Raw genomic sequence first — 23,029 nt, forward strand, 5'->3', positions numbered from 1 at the left:
GGCCTCGCGGGCGAGGGCATCGACAAGTTGATGCAGGCGGTCATCAGCGCCGAGGAGACCTGGAGCACCCGCGTCTCCACCTCGCGGATCAACGACTGGCTGAGCGAGGCGCTGCAGCGCAATCCGCCCCCGGCGGTCTCGGGCCGGCGCATCAAGATTCGCTACGCCACCCAGGTGAAGAGCCGCCCGCCGCACTTCGCCCTGTTCGGCAACCAGCTCGACGGCCTGCCGAAATCCTACACCCGCTACCTGGTCAACGGCCTGCGCGAGGCGTTCACGCTGCCGGGCACGCCGATCCGCCTGTCTCTACGCACCTCGAAGAACCCGTTCGATCGCGAGAACAAGGGCTGAGGCGGGGCGCTCACGCCGCCCCGCAGGTCGTCTCCGCGAGCCAGTCCACCACCGCGTCGAGGGCCTGACGATTCGAGGTGTCGCCGTTGCGCGTGTCCTCGAAGGTCGCGATCTGGCGGTCGGCGCTGGTACCGTGCGCGAGGATGCTCCGGGCCCGCGCGACCTCCGGTTCGCAGCCGAGGGCGGCGGCATCCTCGGCGACGAGGGCGAGGAGGTTGTCCAGGGCCTGCCCGAAGGGCAATGCCGCCTCGCTCGCCTCGTCGATCAGCTCCGCCTCCGTACCACTGCGCTGGGCCCGCCACAGATTCTCCTGGGCGAGCGCCCGCGAGGCCCCGTCGAGACGGGCGTTGAGGTCCGGCCGGCGCACCACGAGGCGGACGAGGCAGCGGTAGAGGGCCGCGATGGTGAGGGCATCGTCCAGGCGGGTGCAGGAATCGGCGATCCGCAGTTCGAGCGTCGGGAACTTGATCGAGGGACGCAGGGACCACCACAGGAAGCTGGCATCCTGGATCGATCCCGCGTTGGTCATGATGCGGACGTAGCGCGCGTAGGCCGCCTGATCGGCGAAGAGATCGGGGAGGCCGGTGCGCGGCAGCTCGCCGAAGGCGCTGAGGCGATAGGCGCTGAGACCCGTCGGCTTGCCCTGCCAGAACGGCGACGAGGCCGAGAGGGCGAGCAGCAGCGGCTGGTAGGGCAGCAGCCGGTTCATCAGGTCGACGCGGGCGTCGGGGTCGGGCACCTCCACGTGGACATGCATGCCGCAGATCAGGCTGCGCCGACCGGCGAGGCCGACGTCCCGCAGGATGCCGCGATAGCGGTCGCCCTTGGTGGGGAGCTGGCGCGCCCAGTCCGCGACCGGATGCGTGCCGGCGGCGAAGACCAGCAGACCGTGCTCGCGCCCGAGCTTCGCCAGCGCCGCGCGCTGGCGGGCCAGCACCTCGCGCGCCTGCGCGAAATCCGTCGCGGGCGGCGTGCAGACCTCGACCTGACACTGGAGTAGTTCGCGCCCGATCTCGGGTAGTTCCTCGCCGGCCTGGACGTGGAAGGGCTTCACCGAGCGGCGCGGCGTGCCGCGCGTCTCGGCATCGGCCAGGAAATATTCCTCCTCGATGCCGAAGCGGTAGGGGGCTGAGGTCATCGGGAGCCTTGTGGAATGGTCGCTCCCCTCAACCCGTCAGGCGCCGGTTTGTGCCCGCGCGGGGCCGCCGACGAGCCAGGCCGGGTCGAACCAGCGGTCGGCCTCGCCGTCGTAGGGCAGGCGGGTGATGTCCCAGTGCTGGATGTACCGGGCATAGACGTCCCAGACCGCGATGCCGCCGCCGACGTAGATGCGCCGTCCGGGATAGCGCGCCAGCACGGCCTCCGGGTCCTCGTGGCTGCGGATGACGTCGATGGTGCGGTCCTTGAACGCGAACTCGGGCACCGACGCGATGGTCTTCGGGCCGGCGATCAGGACGTGGCCCATGGTGACGGCGAAGAACCGCGTCACGTCCTCGACGAAGAGCGGATCGGTGTTGCCCTCCCAGGGCAGGTGCCCGTTGAGGCCGAGCTGTCCGCGAAGGCCGATGGCGCAGATGCAGCGAACGTCGATCATGTGTTTCTCGGGCGGAAGGGGTCGGGACGAGCGCGGCCGGCGTCAGCCCGGCATCTGCGGCGTCAGCACGCGATCGCTCGGGAAGTCGTAGATCTTGCCGGAATCCGAAAAATCCGGGCTCGCGAGGCGCACGAAGTGCGGGGCGAGGTCGTCCGGGGTCTTCAGGGTCGTCTCGTCCTCGCCCGGCATCGCGGCCTTGCGCATCGCGGTCCGCAGGGGGCCGGGATTGAGCAGCATGGCGCGCACGTTCGTCGTCGCCGTCTCGGCCGCGTAGGTCCGCACCAGGGCGTCGAGGGCCGCCTTGGAGACGGAGTAGGGCCCCCAATAGGCCCGGCATTTCTGCGCGGCGCCCGAGGTCACGAAGATGGCGCGGCCCGCATCGGACATCCGAAGCAGCGGATCGAACGAGCGGATCAGGCGGTAATTCGCCGTGACGTTGATGTCCATCACCTGCGCCCAGGTCTTCGGCGTCACGTGCCCGATGGGCGTCAGGTTGCCGAGGATGCCGGCATTGCCCACCAGGATGTCGAGGCGCTTCCAGCGCTCGTGGATGCCGGCACCGAGGCGGTCGATGGCGTCGTAATCCGTGAGGTCGAGGGGCACCAGGGTGGCGCTGCCGCCGACGCCCCGGATGGCGTCGTCGAGTTCCTCGAGGCCCCCTTGCGTGCGGGCGACGGCGACGATGTGCGCGCCGGCCTGCGCCAGGGCGAGGGCGGCGGCGCGGCCGATGCCGCGCGAGGCGCCGGTGACGACGGCGAGGCGGCCGGCCAGCGGCTGGGTCGTGTGGCTCATCGGGCGCTCAATCGGCTTCGGCGAGCATGGCGAGGCGGCGCGGCCCCGCGATGGCGAGGTCGGTCAGGGCGGTCGGGTAGTCGCCGGTGAAGCAATGGTCGGTGTATTGCGGGCAGGCCTCGTCGCGGCGCTCCTCGCCCATGGCCTTGTAGAGGCCGTCGATGGACAGGAAGGCCAGGGAATCGGCGCCGATGTAGCGGCGCATGCCCTCGAGGTCGTGGGTCGCGGCGAGCAGCTTCTCCCGCTCCGGCGTGTCGATGCCGTAGAAGTCCGGGAAGGTGATCGGCGGCGAGGCGATCCGGAAATGCACCTCGCGGGCGCCGGCCTCGCGCATCATCCGCACGATCTTCACCGAGGTGGTGCCGCGCACGAGGCTGTCGTCGACCAGCACGATGCGCTTGCCCTCGACAACCGCCCGGTTGGCCGAGTGCTTCATGCGCACGCCGAGTTCGCGCACCGACTGGGTCGGCTGGATGAAGGTGCGCCCGACATAGTGGTTGCGGATGATGCCCATCTCGAAGGGCAGTCCGGTCTCCTGGGCGAAGCCCAACGCCGCCGGCACGCCGGAATCCGGCACCGGGATGACCACGTCCGCCGCGGTGGCCGATTCGCGGGCGAGCTCGTGGCCGATGTTCTTGCGCACGGCGTAGACGCTCTTGCCGTTCACCACCGAATCCGGCCGGGCGAAGTAGATGTACTCGAAGATGCACGGGCGCATCGGCTGCGCCGGGGCGAAGCGGATCGATTCGATGCCTTCTTCGGAAATCACCACGATCTCGCCGTTCTCGACATCGCGGATGAACTTGGCGCCGATGATGTCCAGCGCGCAGGTCTCGGAGGCCAGGATGTAGCGGCCGTCGAGTTCGCCGAGCACCAGGGGGCGGATGCCCATGGGGTCGCGGGCGCCGATGAGCTTCTTGTTGGTGAGCGCCACGATGGCGTAGGCGCCCTCGATCTGGCGCAGGGCCTCGGTGAAGCGCTCGACGATGCGCGGCGCGCGGGAGCGCGCGGCCAGATGCAGGATCACCTCGGTGTCGGAGGTCGACTGGGTGATGGCGCCGTCGCGCACGAGATCGCGGCGGATCGAGAGGGCGTTGGTGAGGTTGCCGTTATGCGCCACCGCGAGGCCGCCGCTGGCGAGCTCGGCGAAGAGCGGCTGCACGTTGCGCAGGATGGTACCGCCGGTGGTGGAGTAGCGCACGTGGCCGATGGCGGCCGGACCTTCGAGATGCTCGATGGTCGAGCGGTCCGAGAACGAATCCCCGACGAGGCCGGGCCGGCGCTCGGAATGGAACACCTCCCCGTCGAAGGAGACGATGCCGGCGGCCTCCTGGCCGCGATGCTGCAGGGCGTGCAGGCCGAGGGCGACGATGGCGGAGGCATCCGGATGACCGAAGATGCCGAAGACGCCGCACTCCTCGCGCAGCGTATCGCCGTCGCGGTCGAGACCGTCCACGACCTCGACAGGGGGGCGGGCGCTCGACTTGGCTACTGACATGGTGATGTCCTTCCCTGGTTGGCCCCGCGCGAACCCCACGCGGGCACCGTCAGACGACCGTCATGTAATCGGCCTTCGCGCCGCGACCAAGCGCGCGGCAACGCAGATCAGCGTCGCGGGGCGGGCGTGGCTGGCACTTCCGTGCGCCGCTGTGCCGGGACCTCGCCTTCGGGCGGCTCCACCGGGTCGGCCGGCGTCTCCCCCTTCGGCTTCTTGAATTGCTTGAGCAGACCTTCCGGATTCTCCGGCAGCTGGGCCACCAGGGCCTCGCCGGACTTCTCCAGCATCGGACGGCTGCGGGCCTCCGAGGCCCAGGGCGGCATCTTGCCCTGCACCAGCCAGGCCAGGAACACCCAGCCGATCACGCAGATCAGGAAGCCGCGCCCGGCTCCGAACAGGAAGCCCAGCGACCGGTCGATCGCGCCGATGCGCGAATCGAGGATCATGTCCGACACCTTCACGGTGAGGATGGACACCACGATCAGGGTCACGAGGAAGATCGCCGCGATCGAGGCCACGAGGGCGACGGTGGGGTTGCTCACGTGCTGGCTGACGGTGGGCAGCAGCAGCGGATGGAATTTCCACGCGATGGCGGCGGCGGCGACCCAGGCGATGATGGCGAGCACCTCGCGGGTCGCGCCGCGTACGGCGGCCAACAGCGCCGACACCACGACGATACCCAGCACGACGAGATCGAGAACGGAGAACGGCATCTCTGAGAAATGTCACTTCATGGGGCGGAGCGGCGACGATGATCGGATCGTGCGGCATCCCCCGGCCGCCACCCCGTATATCCTGCCGAAACTCGGCCGTCACCCTGGCCTGGGCGGCCATCCGAGACCTGTTCGAGCGCAGTCCGAATCGCGGCGATCCCCTCCAGCGCGCTTTCGGCGGGAGAGGGGATCGCGCGAGCGCCGCATCAGTCGTCGTCGCCGTAATCCGGCGGGTTGTGTCCGCGCCGCGACGCGCCCCGGCGCGGGCCGTTGCTGGCGATGCCCACCACCATGTCGGCGATGTGGCGCAGGGCCTCCGTCGTCAGGCCGCCGTCGCCGCCCTCGCCGCGCCCCTGGGGCATGACGGCCTTGGCGAAGCCGAGCTTCAGCGCTTCCTTCAGCCGGGCCGGGGCCTGCGCCACCGGGCGGACCGCCCCCGAGAGCCCGATCTCGCCGAAATAGACCGTCTCGGGCGGTAGCGTCGCCCCGGAGAGGGAAGACACGAGGGCAGCCGCGACCGCGAGGTCGGCCGCCGGCTCCGAAATGCGCAGGCCGCCGGCCACGTTGAGGTAGACGTCGTGGGTGCCGAGCCTGATGCCTCCGTGGGCTTCGAGCACGGCCAGCACCATCGAGAGCCGATTCGGGTCCCAGCCCACCACGGCCCGGCGCGGCATGCCCAGGGAGGAGGGGGCGACCAGGGCCTGGATCTCCACCAGCAGGGGCCGCGTGCCCTCCATGCCGGCGAAGACCGCGGTGCCGGGGGCGGCATGGTCGCGCCCCGCCAGGAACAGCGCGGAGGGGTTCGGCACTTCGGCCAGACCCATATCGGTCATCTCGAACACCCCGATCTCGTCGGTGGGCCCGAAGCGGTTTTTCACCGCGCGCAGGATTCGGAAGTGGTGGCCCTGGTCGCCCTCGAAGGAGGCGACGGCATCGACCATGTGCTCGACCACGCGGGGACCGGCGATCTGCCCGTCCTTGGTGACGTGGCCGACGAGGATCACCGCGGTACCGCTGGTCTTGGCGAAGCGGATCAGGGTCTGGGCCGAGCCGCGCACCTGCGTGACCGTGCCGGGGGCGGATTCCACGGTCTCGGTCCACATGGTCTGGATCGAGTCGATGATGGCCAGCGCGGGCGGGCGCCCCTGCGACAGGGTCTCGACGATGTCCTCGACATTGGTTTCGGCGGCGAGTTCGACTTCGGCCGAGGACAGGCCGAGACGCTCGGCCCGCAGGCGCACCTGGGCCACCGCCTCCTCGCCCGAGATGTAGACCACGCGCTCGCCCGTGCGCGCCATGGCGGCGGAGGCCTGCATCAGCAGGGTCGACTTGCCGATGCCGGGATCGCCGCCCAGCAGGATCACCGAGCCGCGCACGAAGCCGCCGCCGGTGACGCGGTCGAGCTCGTTGATGCCGGAGGGGATGCGTGGGGCCTCCTTCACCTCGCCGGTGAGGCCCTCCAGGGCGAAGACCCGGCCCCGCGCGCGGCTCGGGCGCGTCTTGACGGGCCCGGCCTGCGGCCCGGTGGCGCCGGTCTCCTCGACGATGGTGTTCCAGCCGTTGCAGGCCTCGCAGCGCCCGCGCCAGCGGTTGTAGACCGCCCCGCAGGACTGGCAGACGAAGGTCTGGTGGATCTTGGCCATCGCGGTTCCGCTGAGGGGGACGGTGCGACGCCGTCCGTCAGGCTGGCGTCAGGCGTCGTGTCCTGTCATATAATGGCGAACATAGCGAGAACCCAGGCCGGTGAGGATCTCGTACCCGATGGTACCGGCGGCCCGTCCCACCGTGTCGACGTCGAGGGCGTCGCCGATCAGGGTCGCGGACGTGCCGCGCACGGCTCCGGGGGCGTCGGTGACGTCGAGGATGACGAGGTCCATCGAGATCAAGCCGAGGATCGGGCAGCGTGAGCCGTCGACGAGGGCCATGCCGCGCCCGCTCGCGGCGCGGGGATAGCCGTCCGCGTAGCCCATCGACAGCGTGGCGAGGCGCCGGGGTTCGGCCGCCCGCCACCGGGCATTGTAGCCGCAGGTCTCTCCGGCCGAGACCGTGCGGACCTGGGCGATCTGCGCCTCGAGCCGCACCACGGGCCGCATCGGATTGGCCTTCCAGGGCGTCGGGTTCCCGCCGAACAGGGCGTAGCCCGGACGCAGCAGATCGTGATGCGCCGGCCCGCCCAGGTAGATGCCGGAGGAATTGGCGAACGAGCCCGGGATGCCGGGGTGGGCCGCACGCACGCGGGCGAAATCCGCCGCCTGGCGCGCGTTGATGGGGTCGCCCGACAATTCGGCGCTGACGAGGTGGGTCATCAGCAGGGCGATGCCCGCGCGGGCGATCAGCGGATCGCCGGCCAGGGCCAGGGCCTCGGACACGGGCAGGCCGAGGCGGTTCATGCCCGTATCGACGTGCAGCGCGGCCGGCAGGCGCCGGCCCGCCGATTCGGCCAGGGCCGCCCACTCGGCGAGTTCCTCGCCGCTGCCGAGGACGGGCCGGAGGTCGTGCGCGACCAGCGCCGGACCGAGGCCCGGCAGCAGGCCGTTCAGCACGTAGATCGTCGCCTCGGGCAGGGCCGCGCGGGCGGTGATGCCCTCGCTCAGGTGAGCGACGAAGAACGTCCGGCACCCGGCCGCCCACAGGGCCGGCGCGACCCGGGCGAGCCCGCAGCCATAGGCGTCCGCCTTGACCACCGCCGCGCAGGCCGCATCCGGCGCCTGCGCGGCGAGGCGGCGCCAGTTCTCCGCGATGGCCGCGAGGTTGACGGTGAGGCGGGCGCCGTGGGTGAGGTCTTGAATCGCGAGATCTCCCTGGCTGACGGAGCGCGGGCCGCGCATCACATGTGCTGCTCCGGCATGCGATCCGACTGCGCGAGGTTCGAGAAGCGCGTGATGTTGGCGTCGAACTGCAGTTCCACGGTACCGGTGGGGCCGTGGCGCTGCTTGCCAAGGATCACCTCGGCCTTGCCGTGGACGCGGTTCATCTCGGCCTCCCAGGCGAAGAACTCCTCGGTGCCCTCGCGGGGCTTCTTGTTGTTGACGTAGTACTCCTCGCGGAACACGAACATCACCACGTCGGCGTCCTGCTCGATCGAGCCCGATTCGCGGAGATCCGCGAGCTGGGGCCGCTTGTCCTCGCGGTTCTCGACCTGACGCGAGAGCTGAGACAGGGCGATGATCGGCACCGCCAGCTCCTTGGCCAGCGCCTTCATGCCGGTGGTGATCTCGGTCATCTCCTGCACGCGGTTGTCGCTGCGCTTGCCCGAGCCGGACAGCAGCTGCAGGTAGTCGACGATGAGGAGGTCGAGGCCCTTCTGGCGCTTCAGGCGGCGCGCGCGGGCGGCGAGCTGCGCGATGGAGATGCCGCCGGTCTGGTCGATGTAGAACGGGATCGTCTGCATGTCGCGGGCGGCGTCGGTGATCTTGTAGAAGTCGGCCGGCTGGATGTCGCCGCGACGGATCTTGTAGGAGGCCACGCCCGATTGCTCGGCGATGATACGGGTGGCCAGCTGCTCCGCCGACATTTCGAGGGAGAAGAAGCCCACGATGCCGCCGTTCTTGGTCTCGGTGCGGCCGTCCGGCAGCTTCTCGGACTGGTAGGCCTTGGCCACGTTGAAGGCGATGTTGGTGACGAGCGAGGTCTTGCCCATGGCCGGGCGCCCGGCCAGGATGATGAGATCCGAGCGTTGCAGGCCGCCCATCTTGGCGTCGAGGTCGGACAGCCCCGTGGCGATGCCCGAGAGCTTGCCCTCGCGCTGATAGGCCTTCGCCGCCATGTCCACGGCGGCCGTGAGCGCGTCCGAGAACTTCTGGAAGCCGCCATCGTACTTGCCCGATTCGGCGAGCTCGTAGAGCCGGCGCTCGGTACCCTCGATCTGGTCGCGCGGCGAGGATTCCACCGGCGCCTCGTAGGCGCCGTTCACGAGGTCCTCGCCGATGGTGATGAGGCGGCGGCGAATGGCCAGATCGTAGATGGTGCGGCCGTAATCGCCGGCGTTGATGACGGTGGTGGCCTCGGCCGCGAGGCGGGCGAGGTACTGCATCACCGTCTGGCCGCCGAGATCGGCGTCGCCCAGATAGGTCTTCAGGGTGATGGGGGTCGCGAGCTTGCCTGCCTTGATGAGCTGGGCCGCCACCTCGAAGATCTTGCGGTGGACGTCCTCCATGAAGTGCTCTGCAAGGAGGAAGTCCGAGATCCGGTAATAGGCGTCGTTGTTGACCAGGATCGCGCCGAGCAGGGCCTGCTCCGCATCGATGTTGTGCGGCGCGACGCGGAATTCCTGCGCGACGGGCTGAAGGTTGGCCGTCAGGGCGTTGGGCAGGGCCATGGTCTGTTTCGAGGCTCCGACTCGTCGATACCGTGTCCGCGCGGCGACGAGGCCGCCGCGGGGTTCTAGCCGCCGACCATGGCCCCGGCATGGTTAGCCGAACCTTAGCCGATTCGCGCTGACCCACCGTGGCATTCGCGCCACCCCCGCCCGGGTCGCGCCGGCCGGCATCCGCTCATGGAAACGCCCGCCATCCTCGCGGATGACGGGCGTCCATGCTGGAACAAATCGGGAACTAGTCAACCGGGAAAGCCGGCGATCCCCGCTGTCCACCGCGTTTCGGCGCGCTTACTCGCGGTCGTCGCCGGCCTCGGCGAGGGCCGCACCGACCTCGAGACCGAGGTCGTCGAGGTTGAAGGCCTCACGCTCGGTGGTCGATTCGCCGCGGGCCTGACGCTCGGCCTCTTCCGGCGAACGGGCGACGTTGACGGTGATCGAGACCTCGACCTCGGGGTGCAGCACGACCGGGACGGTGTGCAGGCCGAGGGTCTTGATCGGCTGGTTCAGGGCGAACTGGTCGCGGCCGACCGTGAAGCCGTCGGCGGTGACGACGTCGGCCAGATCGCGGGTCGAGACCGAACCGTAGAGCACGCCGGTCTCGCCCGACTGGCGGATGAGCACGAAGCTCTTGCCCTCAAGGGTCTCGGCGACGCTTTGCGCCTCGGACTTACGCTCGAGGTTGCGGGCCTCGAGCTGGGCGCGCTGGGTCTCGAAGTGCTTCTTGTTGTTGGCGGTGGCGCGCAGGGCCTTGCCGCGGGCCAGGAGGAAGTTGCGGGCGTAGCCCGGCTTCACGTTCACGGTCTCGCCCATCTGGCCGAGCTTGGCGACGCGCTCGAGGAGGATGACTTCCATGGTCTTGGTCCTTTGGTTCTACGGTGAGGATCAGGGTCGTCCGGCCGCGTCGCGGGGACGGCGGCGGTCGAGGGCGGTATCGGCGATGCCGAACAGGGTCAGGGCGAGAAGGGCGACGCCCTGGGTGAAGAACAGGATGAGGTAGAGGCCGAACAGCAGCGCGAGGCGCCCGGGCCGCCCGCGGCTGCGGTCGTGGAAGGCGGCCAGCCCCTGCATCGCGAACGCGGCGCTCAGCGCGCCCGCCACGGCGACGCCGAGGACGCCGAGGTAGCCGGGAGCCAGGCCGACGAGCATCGCGCCCGCCAGCACGCCGAGCACCCGGCGCGGCATCATTGTCGCGGCGAGGTCCGGCCAGGGGCGGAGCAGGCGCCCCGAGATGCGCACGATGCGGGCGGCGGCCCAGAGATAGAAGGTCAGCAGCACCGTGAGGCCGTGGGTGGCGAGGCCGGGCGCGATGGCGGCGAGCGCGTTGGCGACCTCGGTCCGCGTGGTCTCGGCCGGGTCCTGCGGGCCCGGCTCGGCCGGAGCCTCGGCGCCGGCCTCCGGCGCGGCCGGCTTCGGAACGGGAGCGCCCGGATTGGCGGCGCGGTCCGCCCGGACCTGGATCAGCGTCCGGGTCATGCCCCGGAGCTGGGACTGGAAGGTCTCGTAGTTCGGGGCCGCGATCACCGCGATCGCCACGAAGGCGAGGCCGGCGGTTCCCGCCGTCCAGGCGAGGAGCCGGCCGGTCGGATACCATTCCATCGTGCCGTCGGCGTTCGCGCGGCCGAGCAGCGCCAGGTAGGCGAGCCACCAGGCGGGCAGGGCCAGATAGGCGAAGAAGCCGAGACCGAGAAAGGGCTGGACCACGACGGCGAGGGCCAGAGCGCCGGTGATTGCGGCGACCAGGGCGGCCCGGTGGCTCCAGCCGAGGCCCACGATGAGGATCGGGAGCGGGGCGAGCAGGTAGAGCAGGATCGCGAGCGCCGTCGCCTTCAGCAGGACGCCGAAGAGGAGGGCGGAGACGAGGCCCGCGCCGATACCGATGCCGAGAAACTGTGTCATCAATCCCGCTGTCCCACTGTCCCGATCCGGGCAGGGTTAGAGGCGCGTGTCGCCCCAACGACTCCCGGCACCCGATCGGGAAAGCCGGTACGGACGTGCACGCCGGGCGTGCACGAGTGCCTCGGCCCGGGCGATCCGGGCCGAGGCGCGCGGTCTTACTTGATCACGTAGGGGAGGAAGCCGAGGAAGCGGGCGCGCTTGATCGCCTGGGCGAGCTCGCGCTGCTTCTTGGCCGACACCGCCGTGATGCGGGACGGAACGATCTTGCCGCGCTCGGAGACGTAGCGGGACAGGAGCTTGACGTCCTTGTAGTCGATCTTGGGCGCGTTCGCGCCCGAGAAGGGGCAGGTCTTCCGACGACGGAAGAACGGACGGCGTCCACCGCCGCCACCACCGCCGCCAGCGGCGGGCGCACCGGGTCCAGCACCAAATGCCATGACTTAAGCCTCCCCGCCGAAGCTGCGCTCGGGGCGGTCACCCCGGTCGCCGCGATCACCACGGTCGCCGCGATCGCGGTCGCCGCCGAATCCACCACCACCACCGAAGCCTTCGTCGTCACGACGACGGCCGCGCTCACGATCCTTGCGGTCGTCGCGGTCGCGCTTCTGCATCATCGCCGACGGCTCGGACTCGAGCTCTTCGACGCGGACGGTCATGAAGCGCAGGACGTCCTCGGAGATCTGCATCTGGCGCTCCATCTCGGCGAGCGCCGCCGGGGGGGCGTCGACGTTGAGGAGCGTGAAATGCGCCTTGCGGTTCTTCTTGATGCGGTAGGCGAGGGACTTCACGCCCCACATCTCGATCTTCTCGACCTTGCCGCCATTGGCTTCGATGACGCCCTTGTAGGTCTCGACCATGGTCTCGACCTGCTGGGCCGTCACGTCCTGGCGCGCCAGGAAGACGTGTTCGTAGAGAGGCATTAACGGGCCCTTCATATCCAAAGGGACCCGACGGCACGGGATACGTGCGGGAAAGGGAGCGTCGGGCCGGTTCGTACGCGAGATCGCCCGGCGCCAAGCCCTTCGAGCCGTTTGAAGGCCCGAGCGGTTGATCGAAGGCGGAGACACGGGACGACGGGAAAACCCTCTTCAGGGTTCGGCCCTGTGCCGATGGAATCGGCACCGTCCGTTCAGCCCCCAGCCGGAGCGAACGCGAGGGGGTGCGCTTAAAGGACTTGTTCGCGATTGGCAAGGTCCGCGAGCCGGCCGATAACCGGCGCCATCGGTGTTCTGCCGAACCGGATCGGATCGAACCGGAGGGCGAATGGGGACAGGCCGATGGGATTCGACCTCCGGAGCGATTCTGCAAAGCTCGATACGTCGGCTCTGAACGATAGGATCGGTCAGCGTTTCATTTGTCGACCGGGTGCGCATCCTATCGGACGCGGGTCGGTCGTCTCTCCATCATCGAATGCGAGCGCAACGACGTGTCGGACGTATACCGGCGCTGCATCCATCACGCTGACCGATGGACATCGCGCCTCGATCGTCAGGCGTCGGGATCGCGCCCCGTGGTTTGACGCTCCATCGCCTCGACGCTCTCGACCGCCTCGTGCTTGCGCAGGCGCTCCACCAGAGCGTCGAAGGCGCCGCGATCCACGTGCACGAGGCAGAGGGTGATCTCGTCGCGGCTCCCCGCCTCGCATTGCCGAATCACCATCTGGCGCAGCTTCGAGGCGCATGGTCCGGCGATGCCCCGCAGGCTGTCGATGGTCAGGGTGCCGTGGCGTGCCACGATGCGCAGGTCGTGTCGCTGGCGGCGTTCGCGATACCGTTCCTCCAGCGGCTTCATGCCGGCGAGGATGGCGAGCACGATGACGGTCGTGGCGATGGCCGGTACGTACAGGCCGCCGCCGGCCGCGAGGCCGATGGCCGCCACCGCCCAGAGGCTCGCGGCCGTGGTCAGGCCCTTCACCACCTCGCCGCGCAGCAGGATGGTGCCCGCCCCGAGAAACCCGATGCCCGAGACGACCTGCGCGGCGACGCGGGAAGGATCAAGGGTGACGTTCGGCCGCCCCAGGATGTCCGCGAATCCGAAGGCGGAGACGATCATCAGCAGGCAGGAGCCGACGCAGACCAGCATGTGCGTCCGCATGCCGGCGGCCCAGACCAGACGCTCGCGCTCGAAGCCGATGACGCTGCCGAGGAGCGCGGCCGCCAGCAGGCGCCCGACCATGTCGATGTTGCTCAGCATGCCGCGCCCCTCATCATGCGAGCGAGATTTGGCAGCCGGGGCATGTCCTCACGTGTCGGGCTTCTCCGACAGGATGGCGCCGGTCTTCGGGTCGGCGTGGAACTGCATCTTCATGCCGTTCTTCACGCCCTCGCCCTCCCAATGTCCGTCATCGGCCTCGAATTCGGTGATGCTGGTGTAGCCCGCCGCCATCAGCTTCCGCTTGACCTGATCGGCCGGCATCCAGTCGGCCCCGGGCGTGTCTGCTCGGGACGAGCCGACGGCGCCGGCACTCAGGGCGAGGGCGAGCACAAACGTCGCGAATCGGTTCATGAGGCACCTCCCGCCGATATAGCCGGCGATCAAACGAGGGGTGAGCGCTCCGGTTCCGCGTGCGTCAGGCGCTCCCGCCGGCGAACACGGCGGCGATGTCGGCCTCGTCCAGGATGCGGTAGGCGCCGGGCGCGAGGTCGTCCGGCAGGTCGAGGCCGCCGACGCGGTCGCGGTGCAGGGCGGTGACGTGATTGCCGATCGCCGCGAACATGCGCCGGACCTGGTGGTAGCGCCCCTCGTGCAGGGTGACCACGGCGCCCGTCTCGCCCTCGGCCTCGAAGTCGACCGGCAGCAGGGGCTTCTCCTCGCCCTCCAGCATCAGGGTGCCGGCGGAAAAGATCGCGGCCTCGCCGCCGGTCAGGGGCCGGTCGAGGGTGACGCGGTAGCGCTTGGCCACGTTGGCCTTCGGGGCGATGATCCGGTGGAGCAGGGCGCCGTCGTCCGTGAGGAGGAGCAGGCCCGAAGTCTCCTTGTCGAGGCGGCCGACCGTGGAGAGGGCCGGCTCCCGCCGCCGCCAGCGCTCGGGCAGCAGGCCGTAGACGAGGGGGCCCACCTCCTTGTGCGAGCAGGTGACGCCGAGCGGCTTGTGCAGCATCAGGGTCAGGCCCGGGGGCGGATCGAGGGGTTCGCCGTCGATCAGCATCCGCTGCGCGAGGTCCGGCGTCACCGGGATGCGCTGGTCGGCATCGCGCAGGGGCACGCCGTCCAGCACCACGAGGCCGGCCCGGGTCAGGAGGGCGATCTCCCGGCGGGAGCCGTAGCCCATGTTGGCGAGCAACCGGTCGAGGCGCAGGTTGGCGGCCTTGGTCTTGGTCACCGGCGCGCCTCGTAGATCTTGTAGCCGCCCGCCGACGCCTTGAGCGCCACGGCCTTGAAGGCGGCGTTCAGGGGCGCCTCGTAGGGCAGGTGGGTGTTGGCCGTGAGCCAGAGGCTGCCGCCGGGGCGCAGGGCCTCCGCCGCGCGGGCGATGAAGACTTGGCCGAGGGCCTGGTCCTCGGCGCCGCCGTCGTGGAAGGGCGGGTTCATCACCACGAAGTCGAGGCGGCTGAGCCCGAGGCCACCGGAGCGGATGTCGGCCCAGCGCAGGGTCGCGCGGGGATCGCCGACGTTGCGGGTCGCCATCTCGACGGCCCGCCGGTCGATGTCGATCAGGGTCAGCCCCGTCACCTTCGGCGAGGCCAGCACGGCCCGGGCGAGAATGCCGAGGCCGCAGCCGAAATCGGCGCCCGTGCCGGCGAGGAGCGGCAGGTTGGCCAGCAGCAGGGCGGTGCCCGGATCGAGCCGATCGTAGGAGAAGATCCCCGCCTGGCTGCAGAGCGCGAGGTTGTCGATGTGGCGCGGACCGCCCTCGTGGATCGCCTCCTCGAGGCCGCTCACCGTCTCGGGACGCGTCAGCGCGCAGATGCGGTGGTGCCGGCGGGCCTCCTCGTGCACGGTGCAGCCGAACCCCGCCAGTTCCTTGCCGAGCCGGCTGCCGCCGCGATCCTTCGGAGCCAGCGCGGTCAGCCGCCCGCCAGGGCGCAGGGCCTGGAGGGCGAGGGCGAGCACGTAGCGCCGCTCAAGGGTGCCGGCCGGCGCCAGGACGTCGACGCGCTCGAGGCCGCCGGGGGCGAGATCCTCCAGGCGGGCGGCGCCCGGGACCAGGGGCGAGACCTGCAGGGCGGTCTCGGCCACCTGGACCAGTTCGAGGGGCGGCGCGCCGTAGACGGCTTCCGGGGCGGGCGCTTCCGAGACGGGTATGGGGGACATCGTGACGGGATCCGGCGCGACGGCGCGCGCGCCTCGACGGCTCAGGGCGTGACAGGAAATCGGGAGGCCCGGGCCGCCGCACGATGAGAATCGTCGCGGGGGCCGGTCTCCCGTCCTCATAGCGCATGCTCAGCCGCGCGGGAACTCCAGACCCATCTCCCGGTAGCGCGCCGGATCGTCCGCCCAGTTCTCCCGCACCTTGACGTGCAGGAAGAGGTGCACCGTCTGCTCGGCCGCTTCCGCGATCTCGTGGCGGGCGGCCTGCCCGATGGCCTTGATGGTCTGGCCGCCCTTGCCGAGCACGATGGAGCGCTGGCTCTCGCGCTCCACGAAGATGGTCTGCTCGATGCGCACCGAGCCGTCGGGGCGGACCTGCCACTGGTCGGTCTCGACCGTGGAGCGGTAGGGCAGTTCCTCGTGCAGGCGGTCGTAGAGCTTCTCGCGGGTGATCTCGGCGGCGAGCATCCGGATCGGCGCGTCGGAGACCTGGTCCTCCGGGTAGAGCCAGGGGCTCTTCGGCATCATGCCGGCGAGCGTCGACTTCAGCGTCTCGATGCCGTCGCCGTTGAGCGCCGAGACCATGAAGGTGTGCTGGAACGGGATGCGCTCGTTCAGCGTGGCGGCCAGCGCCAGCAGGCGGTCGCGGGGGATCAGGTCGATCTTGTTCAGGATCAGCACCTTGGGGCGCTTCACGTCCGGCAGCTTGGCCAGGATCGCCTCGACTTCCTCGGTCACGCCCTTGCGGGCATCGATGAGGAGGCAGACCGCGTCGGCATCCGAGGCGCCGCTCCAGGCCGAGTGCACCATCGCCCGGTCGAGGCGGCGCTTCGGGGCAAAGATCCCGGGCGTGTCCACGAGGATGATCTGCGCGGTCTCGTGCATGACGATGCCGCGCACCAGGGCGCGGGTGGTCTGGACCTTGCGCGAGACGATCGAGACCTTGGTACCGACGAGGCTGTTCAGGAGCGTCGACTTGCCGGCATTCGGGATGCCGATCAGCGCGACGAAGCCCGCGGTGGTGTTCTCCGGCATCGTCACGGCGGGCCGCGGCTGCAGCGGCGGCGGGGCGAAATCGTCGTCGCCGTCGAAATCGTCGTCCGGCAAATCGTCGTCAGGCATTTGGGGCATGTCCTTCGTCGACGTCCGCCGACGTCTCCTGGGTTCGGGAGGGACCGGTGATCTCGCGCTCCAGCACGAGGCGGGCGGCCTCCTGCTCGGCCAGACGTTTCGAGGGGCCGACCCCGACGCCGGGGTCCAGGCCCTCGACGCGCACGGCGATCCGGAAGACGGGGGCGTGGTCGGGGCCTGAGCGCTCGACCACGTCGTAGACGGGAATCGGCAGGGCGCGGGCCATCGCCCATTCCTGCAGGGCCGACTTGGCGTCCCGGCCGCGGGGGGCCGCCGTGTCCGTGTCGGGGGTGAAGGCTGCGTTCACGATGGCCTTGGCGGCCTCGTAGCCGGCATCGAGGTAGACCGCGCCGAGGATCGATTCGCAGACATCGGCCAGGATGGTCTGATTGCGGCGGCCGCCGCTCTGGACCTCGCCGGGCCCGAGGGCGAGGTGCGGACCGACATCCCAAACGGTGGCGACCGCCGCGCAGGTTTCGCGGCGGACGAGGCCCGCCAGACGCCGGGACAGCTCACCCTCGTCCGCGCCCGGAAAGGCCTCGTAGAGGAGATCGCCGATGGCGAGGCCGAGGACGCGGTCTCCGAGGAATTCCAGGCGCTGATAGCTGCCGAGGCGACCGTTGCCGCCGGCCTTGCTCACGTGGGTCAGGGCGAGGACGAGGAGCTTCGGGTCCGCGAAGACGTGGCCGATCCTGGCCTCGAGCACGGCGAGGCTGGGCTTGGGACGGGGCGCGCGCCGCGCCCGGCTGGAGGGACGCGCCTCTTCGGTCACAATACTGAACGTCCTAGTGAATGGCCGTGAACAGCCGGTTCCAGCGCACCTTCGCCGGCCAGTTCCAGATCTGCCACGCCGGCGTGCCCTCGTCGATGGAGAAGAAGATCATCTCCGCGCGCCCGACGAAGTTCTCGAAGGGCACGAAGCCCACATTGGCGAGATCGCGCGAATCGGTCGAGTTGTCGCGGTTGTCGCCCATCATGAAGAAGCGGCCCTGCGGCACGGTGTAGGGCTCGGTGTTGTCCCAGTAGCCGTTGTCGCCGTCGCGCTCGATCACCCGGTGGGTGACGCCGTTGGGCAGGGTCTCGAGGTACTGCTCGGCCTTGGCCTGCTCGCCGTAGGGCCCGGTCGTCTCGAACGGCGCGATCTTCTCGCGCTTGACCGGCACGTCGTTGATGTAGAGGAGGCCGGCCTTCATCTGGACCTTGTCGCCCGGCAGGCCGATGACGCGCTTGATGTAGTCGGTGGAATTGTCCTTCGGCAGCTTGAACACCGCGATGTCGCCGCGCTTGGGCTCGGCCGCCCAGATCCGCCCGTCGGCCGTGAACGGCAGGTACTCGCTCAAAGGCAGGGAGTATTTCGAGTAGCCGTAGGAATATTTCGAGACGAACAGGTAGTCGCCGATCAGCAGCGTCGGAACGAGGGAACCCGAGGGGATGTTGAAGGGCTGAAACAGAAGCGTGCGCACCACGAGGGCGATGAGCAGGGCCTGCCCACCGACCTTCAGCGTCTCCTTGATGCTCGCCCAGGTGCCGGTCTCGGCGACCTTCAGGTCACGCTTCGTCTGGTGGTCCACGCGGGCACGTTCCATCTGGCTGCCATCTCCGGTCCGACGCTGGCACCCGGATTCCGGGCGGCTTCCGTCGTCGACGGTCGAGCGGCGGCATAGACCATGCGCAAAGGCGCCGCAACGCACGGGCTGATGAGGCGGCTTCGGCTCGTGCTTCCGGACACGAGCCCGTGGCGGGCCTACGCCGCGTCCTGGGCCAGGGGATACGCGCGTGCCAGGACGGTGAGGGGCAGATGCCAGGCCGCATGGATGAGCCGGATCTGCTCCAGCGTCAGGGCCCGTCGCCGGTTGAGGATCTCCGAAGCGCGCGAACGCGACCCGAGCAGTTCGGCCAGCTCGCCTTGCGAATGCCCGAGGTTCTGTATCGCATAGTTCAGGCAATCGACCGGATCGACCGGTTCGATGGTGTGTTCGGTATCCTCGTACGCCTGTATCAACGTCGCCAGGACATCGAATCGATCAGCCTCCGGACTGCCCGCAGCCGGTGGATGCTCGAAGTAGGGGCGGATCGCATCGATGGCCCAGGTGAGATCCTGATCGGTACGGATCGGACGAATATCCATCATCACACGGTCTCCGGATCGATGCGGTCGTACTCGGCGTGGGTTCCAACGAATTTGATCAGCACGCGATGATATGCGTAGGCGACATGCACGATGAGCCGGAATTCATTGTGTCGAATGTCGAAGATCACGCGGTTGTCGCCAACAAAATCGACGCTTCGGCCAAAGAGCTGCCTCACATCGGCTGGTCCGGACCATTCCGCCTGATCCACGAGGGTGTACCATTCGCGAAGCGGATGCTCGGCACGAGGATGTCTTGCCCAGAACGCGCGCAGCGTCCGCTTCGCGATGATCTGCATCGCATCAATTTTCGCATGTTCCACGATTGGGAACAACATTCGAATTGGTAGCAGCCCTGATTGTGCCTCCAGGGGCTGTCCGGCACCGCCTCGATGATCACGAAGGCCTGAGCCATGGGCGGATCGTCCGTGAGGGTGATGTGCAGCTTCGGCGCGTGGCCGGCGGGCATCATGGCCAGGAGATGCTCGGCGGCCGCCCCGGTGAGGCGAAGGGTCGGGCGCCCCCCGGGCAGATTGACCACCTCCATGTCCCGCCAGAACACGCCCCGGGCGATGCCGGTGCCGAGCGCCTTGGCGCAGGCTTCCTTGGCGGCGAAGCGCCGGGCGTAGGAGGGGGCGCGCGCCGCGCGGGCGTCGCACTTGGCCCGTTCGCCGTCGGTGAAGACCCGGTGGGTGAAGCGCTCGCCGTAGCGGGCGAGCGACTTCTCGATCCGGCGGATGTCGCAGAGGTCGGAGCCGATCCCGAGAATCATGCCCGCGCCGCGTCCATGGCGCTGCGCATGTCGCGGATCGCCTGGGGCAGGCCGACGAAGATCGCCTCGCCGATCAGCGCGTGGCCGATGTTGAGTTCCGCGATCTCGGGCAGGGCCGCCACCGGGCCGACGCTGTCGAGGGCGAGGCCGTGGCCGGCATGGATCTCGAGGCCGATTCCCGCCCCGTAGGTGGCCGCGCGGGTGATCCGGCCGAGTTCGTGCGCGGTGCGGGCCCCGTCGCCCTCGGCCACCGCCTCGCAGTAGCTGCCGGTGTGCAACTCGACCACCGGGGCGCCGAGCCGCCGGGCCGCGTCCATCACCGCCGCGTCGGGCTCGACGAAGAGCGAGACGCGGATGCCGGCTTGCCCCAGGCGGGCGATGCGGGGGAGCAGGGATTCGTACGCGCCGACGATGTCCAGCCCGCCCTCTGTGGTGCGCTCCTCGCGCTTCTCCGGGACGAGGCAGGCCGCGTGCGGCTTGAGGCGGATCGCCATCCCGATCATTTCGTCGGTGGCCGCCATCTCGAAGTTGAGGGGAACGGTGAGGAGGCGCGCCAGGGTCTCCATGTCGGCGTCGCGGATGTGCCGGCGGTCCTCGCGCAGGTGGGCCGTGATGCCGTCCGCCCCGGCCGCGACCGCCGCTTGCGCCGCGCGGATCGGGTCCGGCGCCGTGCCGCCGCGGGCGTTCCGCACCGTGGCGACGTGGTCGATGTTCACCCCGAGCCGCAGGCGATTCGGGGATGGGGCGGAGGTGGACATCGCGGCGGACTCCGAACGGAAACACGGCACCCTGACGGACGGGCGCCCGGGCCCCTACATAGGCGACACGCAGCTTCAGGGGGATACGGCGCGCGATGGGTTTTCTCGATGGATTGCTCGGCCACGGCAGCGACCTCACGCCCGCGGAGGTGAACGAGCAGCTGACCGGCATCCTCACGCAGGGGGAATCGGTCCAGGTCGCCTTCCGCATCCTGCGCGACCTGATCGTCTTCACCGACCGGCGCCTGATCCTGGTGGACAAGCAGGGCCTCACCGGCCGCAAGGTCTCGTACATGACCGTGCCCTACCGGGCGATCACATCGTTCTCCGTGGAGACGGCGGGAAGCTTCGACCTCGACTCGGAGCTCGCGATCTGGGTCTCGGGCCGGGCCGAACCGATCCGCAAGACCCTGAAGCGCGGCGCCAACATCCTGGCGATCCAGCAGGCGATCGCGGCGTCGATCCGCTGATCGCGACGGCGTCGGCAAACCTTGCCTCGGCGGGCGGGCTCTGTTAAGGCCCCGCCCATTCCACACGCGGAGCCGGCCTCATGCCTGAATGAGGCGTTTCCGGTGGTCGCCGTCCCTCGGGCGCGACTGCTTCCTCCGCGGCGGTACCAACCGGAGAGTACACAGACATGGCCGTTGATTTCACCATGCGTCAGCTTCTCGAGGCCGGCGCCCACTTCGGACACCAGGCCCACCGCTGGAACCCGAAGATGCAGTCCTACATCTTCGGGACGCGCAACAACATCCACATCATCGACCTCGCCCAGACCGTGCCGGCCCTTCACCAGGCCCTGCAGGCGGTGAGCGACACCGTCGCCAAGGGCGGCCGCGTGCTGTTCGTCGGCACCAAGCGCCAGGCGGCCGACACCATCGCGGAAGCCGCCAAGCGCTCGGCCCAGTACTACGTCAACTCCCGCTGGCTCGGCGGCATGCTGACCAACTGGAAGACCATCTCGGGCTCGATCCAGCGCCTGCGCAAGGTCGACGAGACCCTCGACGGCGGGGCCCAGGGCCTCACCAAGAAGGAGCGCCTGATGCTCGGCCGCGAGAAGGACAAGCTCGAGAAGGCGCTCGGCGGCATCAAGGACATGGGCGGCGTGCCCGACCTGCTGTTCGTGATCGACACGAACAAGGAGCAGCTCGCCATCAAGGAGGCCCAGCGCCTCGGCATCCCGGTGGCGGCGATCGTCGACACCAACTGCAACCCGGACGGCATCACCTACGTCGTGCCCGCCAACGATGACGCCGGCCGCGCCATCGCCCTGTACTGCGACCTGATCGCCCGCGCCGCCATCGACGGCATCTCGCGCGGCCAGGGCTCGATGGGCGTGGACATCGGCGCCTCCGAGGAGCCCGTCGCCGAGGAGCTGCCGGCCAACGACGACGCGGCGGCCTCCATCGAGTCCGGCTCGGTCACCCAGGCCGACGTCGCCGCCCTCGTGGAGTCCACCGAGCACTTCGAGCTGCTCTCGGCTCCCCGCGGCGCGCCCGACGACCTGTCCAAGCTCCACGGCGCCGGCCCGCAGATCGTGCAGAAGCTCAACGAGGCGGGCATCTACCACTACTGGCAGCTCGCCTCCATGAGCGCCGACGACGTCGCCAAGGTCGATGCCGACCTCAAGCTGAACGGCCGCATCGGTCGCGACGGCTGGGTCGAGCAGGCCCGCGGCTTCGTCGAGGCCGCCGCCGCCGCCTGATCCCGCACCGGCGGCCGGTCATCGGGCCGCCATCGGCGGATCGGACACTGCTTCCTGAAGCCCGGCGCTTGTCCTGAGCGCCGGGCTCAGTCGCTTCAGAAGACTCAACCCCTCAAGAAACGCCGGCTTCGCGAGCCCCCCGGGGCAGCCTCGCATCCGGCAAGACACGGAAAGGACCCGCCATGGCCAACATCACCGCCGCACTGGTGAAAGAGCTCCGCGAGAAGACCGGCGCGGGCATGATGGACTGCAAGGGCGCGCTCAACGAGACGGACGGCGACATCGAAGCCGCCGTGGACTGGCTGCGCAAGAAGGGTCTCGCCAAGGCCGCCAAGAAGGCCGGTCGTGTCGCCGCCGAGGGCCTCGTGGCCGTCGAGTCCGCCGGCCACCACGCCGCCATCGTCGAGGTGAATTCCGAGACCGACTTCGTCGCCCGCAACGACAGCTTCCAGTCCTTCGTCCGCGAGGCCGCCAAGCTCGCCCTCAACACCGACGGAACCCTGGAGGGCCTCGAGGCCGCCACGTTCCCCGGCGCCGCGACGACGGTGAAGGAGAGCCTCGCCAACCTCATCGCCACCATCGGCGAGAACATGACCCTGCGCCGCGTCGCCAAGCTCGACGTGACCAAGGGCGTCATCGCCTCCTACGTCCACGGCCAGGTCGCCGACGGCCTCGGCAAGATCGGCGTGCTCGTCGCGCTGGAGTCCGAGGGCGATGTCGAGGTGCTCTCCGCCCTCGGCCGGCAGATCGCCATGCATGTCGCCGCCACCAACCCGGTGGCGCTCGATGCCGCCGGCGTCGACCAGGCGACCCTCGACCGCGAGATCAACATCCTGCGCGAGAAGAATGCCGGCAAGCCCGAGAACGTGCTCGCCAAGATCGTCGAGAGCGGCCTGAAGAGCTACTACAAGGAGGTTACCCTCCTGGAGCAGCCCTTCGTGCATGACGGCTCCAAGACCGTCTCCCAGGTCCTCAAGGAGGCCGAGGGCAAGGCCGGTTCGCCGGTCAAGCTCACCGCCTTCGTCCGCTATGCCCTCGGCGAGGGCATCGAGAAGGAAGAGGGCCCGGACTTCGCGTCCGAGGTCGCGAGCCTCTCGCGCTGAGGCGCCGCGCGCCGGTCGA

The 23,029-nt window shown here is 69.7% G+C and carries 25 protein-coding genes and 2 pseudogenes; 4 read left to right on the forward strand and 23 right to left on the reverse strand.

Features of this window, described 5'->3' with window-relative positions:
* Positions 1-351, forward strand: a pseudogene (locus K2X24_RS00285) (ribosome biogenesis GTPase Der); the annotation flags it as partial.
* A 10-nt stretch (positions 352-361) separates the two neighbouring features.
* On the opposite strand, the gene K2X24_RS00290 reads toward K2X24_RS00285, so the two are convergent.
* From K2X24_RS00290 to K2X24_RS00400, 23 genes and pseudogenes are all read right to left on the reverse strand, one after another.
* On the reverse strand, positions 362-1,489 hold the full coding sequence (locus tag K2X24_RS00290; protein ID WP_292493590.1) for a carboxylate-amine ligase: 1,128 nt from the start codon (positions 1,487-1,489) through the stop codon (positions 362-364).
* Between the two features lie 36 nt (positions 1,490-1,525).
* Positions 1,526-1,945: a dihydrofolate reductase gene (locus tag K2X24_RS00295; protein ID WP_292493592.1), complete on the reverse strand. Its 420-nt coding sequence runs from the start codon at positions 1,943-1,945 to the stop codon at positions 1,526-1,528.
* Between the two features lie 42 nt (positions 1,946-1,987).
* A complete protein-coding gene (locus K2X24_RS00300) occupies positions 1,988-2,737 on the reverse strand; it encodes an SDR family NAD(P)-dependent oxidoreductase (RefSeq protein ID WP_292493594.1) in 750 nt (249 codons plus the stop codon).
* Between the two features lie 7 nt (positions 2,738-2,744).
* Positions 2,745-4,235, reverse strand: coding sequence for an amidophosphoribosyltransferase (purF, locus tag K2X24_RS00305; RefSeq protein ID WP_292493595.1), 1,491 nt, complete (start codon positions 4,233-4,235; stop codon positions 2,745-2,747).
* A 107-nt stretch (positions 4,236-4,342) separates the two neighbouring features.
* Positions 4,343-4,948 (reverse strand): CvpA family protein, encoded by a 606-nt coding sequence (locus K2X24_RS00310; protein WP_238281971.1) that lies wholly within the window; start codon positions 4,946-4,948, stop codon positions 4,343-4,345.
* Positions 4,949-5,154: 206 nt separating this feature from the next.
* Positions 5,155-6,591 (reverse strand): DNA repair protein RadA, encoded by a 1,437-nt coding sequence (gene radA, locus K2X24_RS00315; RefSeq protein ID WP_292493600.1) that lies wholly within the window; start codon positions 6,589-6,591, stop codon positions 5,155-5,157.
* 48 nt (positions 6,592-6,639) lie between these two features.
* Complete coding sequence (gene alr, locus K2X24_RS00320) at positions 6,640-7,776, reverse strand: alanine racemase (RefSeq protein WP_292493602.1); 1,137 nt, start codon at positions 7,774-7,776, stop codon at positions 6,640-6,642.
* Positions 7,776-9,266 carry a replicative DNA helicase gene (locus K2X24_RS00325; RefSeq protein ID WP_243915747.1) on the reverse strand — a complete coding sequence of 497 codons (1,491 nt, stop codon included), beginning with the start codon at positions 9,264-9,266 and terminating at the stop codon, positions 7,776-7,778. The genes alr and K2X24_RS00325 overlap by 1 nt, the downstream gene beginning before the upstream one ends.
* 288 nt (positions 9,267-9,554) lie before the next feature.
* Positions 9,555-10,118 carry a 50S ribosomal protein L9 gene (gene rplI / locus K2X24_RS00330; RefSeq protein ID WP_292493606.1) on the reverse strand — a complete coding sequence of 188 codons (564 nt, stop codon included), beginning with the start codon at positions 10,116-10,118 and terminating at the stop codon, positions 9,555-9,557.
* 30 nt (positions 10,119-10,148) lie between these two features.
* Entirely contained in the window at positions 10,149-11,162 is a 1,014-nt protein-coding gene (locus K2X24_RS00335; protein WP_292493608.1) for a hypothetical protein, read from the reverse strand.
* 155 nt (positions 11,163-11,317) lie between these two features.
* Positions 11,318-11,599: a 30S ribosomal protein S18 gene (rpsR, locus tag K2X24_RS00340; RefSeq protein WP_292493610.1), complete on the reverse strand. Its 282-nt coding sequence runs from the start codon at positions 11,597-11,599 to the stop codon at positions 11,318-11,320.
* Between the two features lie 3 nt (positions 11,600-11,602).
* Positions 11,603-12,082, reverse strand: coding sequence for a 30S ribosomal protein S6 (rpsF, locus tag K2X24_RS00345; protein WP_056190048.1), 480 nt, complete (start codon positions 12,080-12,082; stop codon positions 11,603-11,605).
* A 568-nt stretch (positions 12,083-12,650) separates the two neighbouring features.
* Complete coding sequence (locus K2X24_RS00350; protein ID WP_292493615.1) at positions 12,651-13,355, reverse strand: MgtC/SapB family protein; 705 nt, start codon at positions 13,353-13,355, stop codon at positions 12,651-12,653.
* A 48-nt stretch (positions 13,356-13,403) separates the two neighbouring features.
* On the reverse strand, positions 13,404-13,667 hold the full coding sequence (locus K2X24_RS00355; protein WP_292493617.1) for a PepSY domain-containing protein: 264 nt from the start codon (positions 13,665-13,667) through the stop codon (positions 13,404-13,406).
* 64 nt (positions 13,668-13,731) lie between these two features.
* Positions 13,732-14,433 carry a 16S rRNA pseudouridine(516) synthase gene (locus K2X24_RS00360; protein WP_292493674.1) on the reverse strand — a complete coding sequence of 234 codons (702 nt, stop codon included), beginning with the start codon at positions 14,431-14,433 and terminating at the stop codon, positions 13,732-13,734.
* Between the two features lie 47 nt (positions 14,434-14,480).
* Positions 14,481-15,416, reverse strand: a complete 936-nt coding sequence (locus K2X24_RS00365; RefSeq protein WP_292493619.1) for a methyltransferase — start codon at positions 15,414-15,416, stop codon at positions 14,481-14,483.
* A gap of 129 nt (positions 15,417-15,545) precedes the next feature.
* On the reverse strand, positions 15,546-16,448 hold the full coding sequence (era, locus tag K2X24_RS00370; RefSeq protein ID WP_292493676.1) for a GTPase Era: 903 nt from the start codon (positions 16,446-16,448) through the stop codon (positions 15,546-15,548).
* A gap of 79 nt (positions 16,449-16,527) precedes the next feature.
* Positions 16,528-17,316 carry a ribonuclease III gene (rnc, locus tag K2X24_RS00375; protein WP_292493621.1) on the reverse strand — a complete coding sequence of 263 codons (789 nt, stop codon included), beginning with the start codon at positions 17,314-17,316 and terminating at the stop codon, positions 16,528-16,530.
* Positions 17,317-17,329: 13 nt separating this feature from the next.
* Positions 17,330-18,130, reverse strand: a complete 801-nt coding sequence (lepB, locus tag K2X24_RS00380) for a signal peptidase I (RefSeq protein WP_238279830.1) — start codon at positions 18,128-18,130, stop codon at positions 17,330-17,332.
* Positions 18,131-18,288: 158 nt separating this feature from the next.
* Positions 18,289-18,675: a helix-turn-helix domain-containing protein gene (locus K2X24_RS00385; RefSeq protein ID WP_292493624.1), complete on the reverse strand. Its 387-nt coding sequence runs from the start codon at positions 18,673-18,675 to the stop codon at positions 18,289-18,291.
* Complete coding sequence (locus K2X24_RS00390; RefSeq protein ID WP_292493626.1) at positions 18,675-18,971, reverse strand: type II toxin-antitoxin system HigB family toxin; 297 nt, start codon at positions 18,969-18,971, stop codon at positions 18,675-18,677. The genes K2X24_RS00385 and K2X24_RS00390 overlap by 1 nt, the downstream gene beginning before the upstream one ends.
* Positions 18,972-19,051: 80 nt before the next feature.
* A pseudogene (gene acpS / locus K2X24_RS00395) lies at positions 19,052-19,444 on the reverse strand (holo-ACP synthase); the annotation flags it as partial.
* Positions 19,441-20,202: a pyridoxine 5'-phosphate synthase gene (locus K2X24_RS00400; protein ID WP_292493628.1), complete on the reverse strand. Its 762-nt coding sequence runs from the start codon at positions 20,200-20,202 to the stop codon at positions 19,441-19,443. The pseudogene acpS and the gene K2X24_RS00400, both read right to left, overlap by 4 nt.
* Positions 20,203-20,297: 95 nt before the next feature.
* Between K2X24_RS00400 and K2X24_RS00405 the strand changes: the two genes are divergently transcribed.
* From K2X24_RS00405 to tsf, 3 genes are all read left to right on the forward strand, one after another.
* On the forward strand, positions 20,298-20,672 hold the full coding sequence (locus K2X24_RS00405) for a PH domain-containing protein (protein ID WP_238279827.1): 375 nt from the start codon (positions 20,298-20,300) through the stop codon (positions 20,670-20,672).
* A 167-nt stretch (positions 20,673-20,839) separates the two neighbouring features.
* Positions 20,840-21,907: a 30S ribosomal protein S2 gene (locus tag K2X24_RS00410; protein ID WP_292493631.1), complete on the forward strand. Its 1,068-nt coding sequence runs from the start codon at positions 20,840-20,842 to the stop codon at positions 21,905-21,907.
* A gap of 182 nt (positions 21,908-22,089) precedes the next feature.
* Positions 22,090-23,010, forward strand: a complete 921-nt coding sequence (gene tsf, locus K2X24_RS00415; RefSeq protein WP_292493632.1) for a translation elongation factor Ts — start codon at positions 22,090-22,092, stop codon at positions 23,008-23,010.
* Positions 23,011-23,029 lie beyond the last annotated feature (19 nt).

The organism is Methylobacterium sp., assembly GCF_019750675.1.
Classification (GTDB): domain Bacteria; phylum Pseudomonadota; class Alphaproteobacteria; order Rhizobiales; family Beijerinckiaceae; genus Methylobacterium.

Excerpts from the sequence above, each read along its gene's own strand:
- era (WP_292493676.1), bottom strand. The coding sequence starts at position 16,448 with ATGCCGGAGAACACCACCGCGGGCTTCGTCGCGCTGATCGGCATCCCG.
- K2X24_RS00355 (WP_292493617.1), bottom strand. The coding sequence starts at position 13,667 with ATGAACCGATTCGCGACGTTTGTGCTCGCCCTCGCCCTGAGTGCCGGC.
- K2X24_RS00410 (WP_292493631.1), top strand. The coding sequence starts at position 20,840 with ATGGCCGTTGATTTCACCATGCGTCAGCTTCTCGAGGCCGGCGCCCAC.
- alr (WP_292493602.1), bottom strand. The coding sequence starts at position 7,776 with ATGCGCGGCCCGCGCTCCGTCAGCCAGGGAGATCTCGCGATTCAAGAC.
- K2X24_RS00365 (WP_292493619.1), bottom strand. The coding sequence starts at position 15,416 with ATGTCCCCCATACCCGTCTCGGAAGCGCCCGCCCCGGAAGCCGTCTAC.
- rpsF (WP_056190048.1), bottom strand. The coding sequence starts at position 12,082 with ATGCCTCTCTACGAACACGTCTTCCTGGCGCGCCAGGACGTGACGGCC.
- K2X24_RS00405 (WP_238279827.1), top strand. The coding sequence starts at position 20,298 with ATGGGTTTTCTCGATGGATTGCTCGGCCACGGCAGCGACCTCACGCCC.
- K2X24_RS00390 (WP_292493626.1), bottom strand. The coding sequence starts at position 18,971 with ATGCAGATCATCGCGAAGCGGACGCTGCGCGCGTTCTGGGCAAGACAT.
- K2X24_RS00325 (WP_243915747.1), bottom strand. The coding sequence starts at position 9,266 with ATGGCCCTGCCCAACGCCCTGACGGCCAACCTTCAGCCCGTCGCGCAG.
- rpsR (WP_292493610.1), bottom strand. The coding sequence starts at position 11,599 with ATGGCATTTGGTGCTGGACCCGGTGCGCCCGCCGCTGGCGGCGGTGGT.
- K2X24_RS00310 (WP_238281971.1), bottom strand. The coding sequence starts at position 4,948 with ATGCCGTTCTCCGTTCTCGATCTCGTCGTGCTGGGTATCGTCGTGGTG.
- K2X24_RS00290 (WP_292493590.1), bottom strand. The coding sequence starts at position 1,489 with ATGACCTCAGCCCCCTACCGCTTCGGCATCGAGGAGGAATATTTCCTG.
- K2X24_RS00350 (WP_292493615.1), bottom strand. The coding sequence starts at position 13,355 with ATGCTGAGCAACATCGACATGGTCGGGCGCCTGCTGGCGGCCGCGCTC.
- purF (WP_292493595.1), bottom strand. The coding sequence starts at position 4,235 with ATGTCAGTAGCCAAGTCGAGCGCCCGCCCCCCTGTCGAGGTCGTGGAC.
- K2X24_RS00360 (WP_292493674.1), bottom strand. The coding sequence starts at position 14,433 with ATGGGCTACGGCTCCCGCCGGGAGATCGCCCTCCTGACCCGGGCCGGC.
- lepB (WP_238279830.1), bottom strand. The coding sequence starts at position 18,130 with ATGGAACGTGCCCGCGTGGACCACCAGACGAAGCGTGACCTGAAGGTC.
- tsf (WP_292493632.1), top strand. The coding sequence starts at position 22,090 with ATGGCCAACATCACCGCCGCACTGGTGAAAGAGCTCCGCGAGAAGACC.
- K2X24_RS00300 (WP_292493594.1), bottom strand. The coding sequence starts at position 2,737 with ATGAGCCACACGACCCAGCCGCTGGCCGGCCGCCTCGCCGTCGTCACC.
- radA (WP_292493600.1), bottom strand. The coding sequence starts at position 6,591 with ATGGCCAAGATCCACCAGACCTTCGTCTGCCAGTCCTGCGGGGCGGTC.
- K2X24_RS00400 (WP_292493628.1), bottom strand. The coding sequence starts at position 20,202 with ATGTCCACCTCCGCCCCATCCCCGAATCGCCTGCGGCTCGGGGTGAAC.
- K2X24_RS00385 (WP_292493624.1), bottom strand. The coding sequence starts at position 18,675 with ATGATGGATATTCGTCCGATCCGTACCGATCAGGATCTCACCTGGGCC.
- K2X24_RS00295 (WP_292493592.1), bottom strand. The coding sequence starts at position 1,945 with ATGATCGACGTTCGCTGCATCTGCGCCATCGGCCTTCGCGGACAGCTC.
- rplI (WP_292493606.1), bottom strand. The coding sequence starts at position 10,118 with ATGGAAGTCATCCTCCTCGAGCGCGTCGCCAAGCTCGGCCAGATGGGC.
- K2X24_RS00335 (WP_292493608.1), bottom strand. The coding sequence starts at position 11,162 with ATGACACAGTTTCTCGGCATCGGTATCGGCGCGGGCCTCGTCTCCGCC.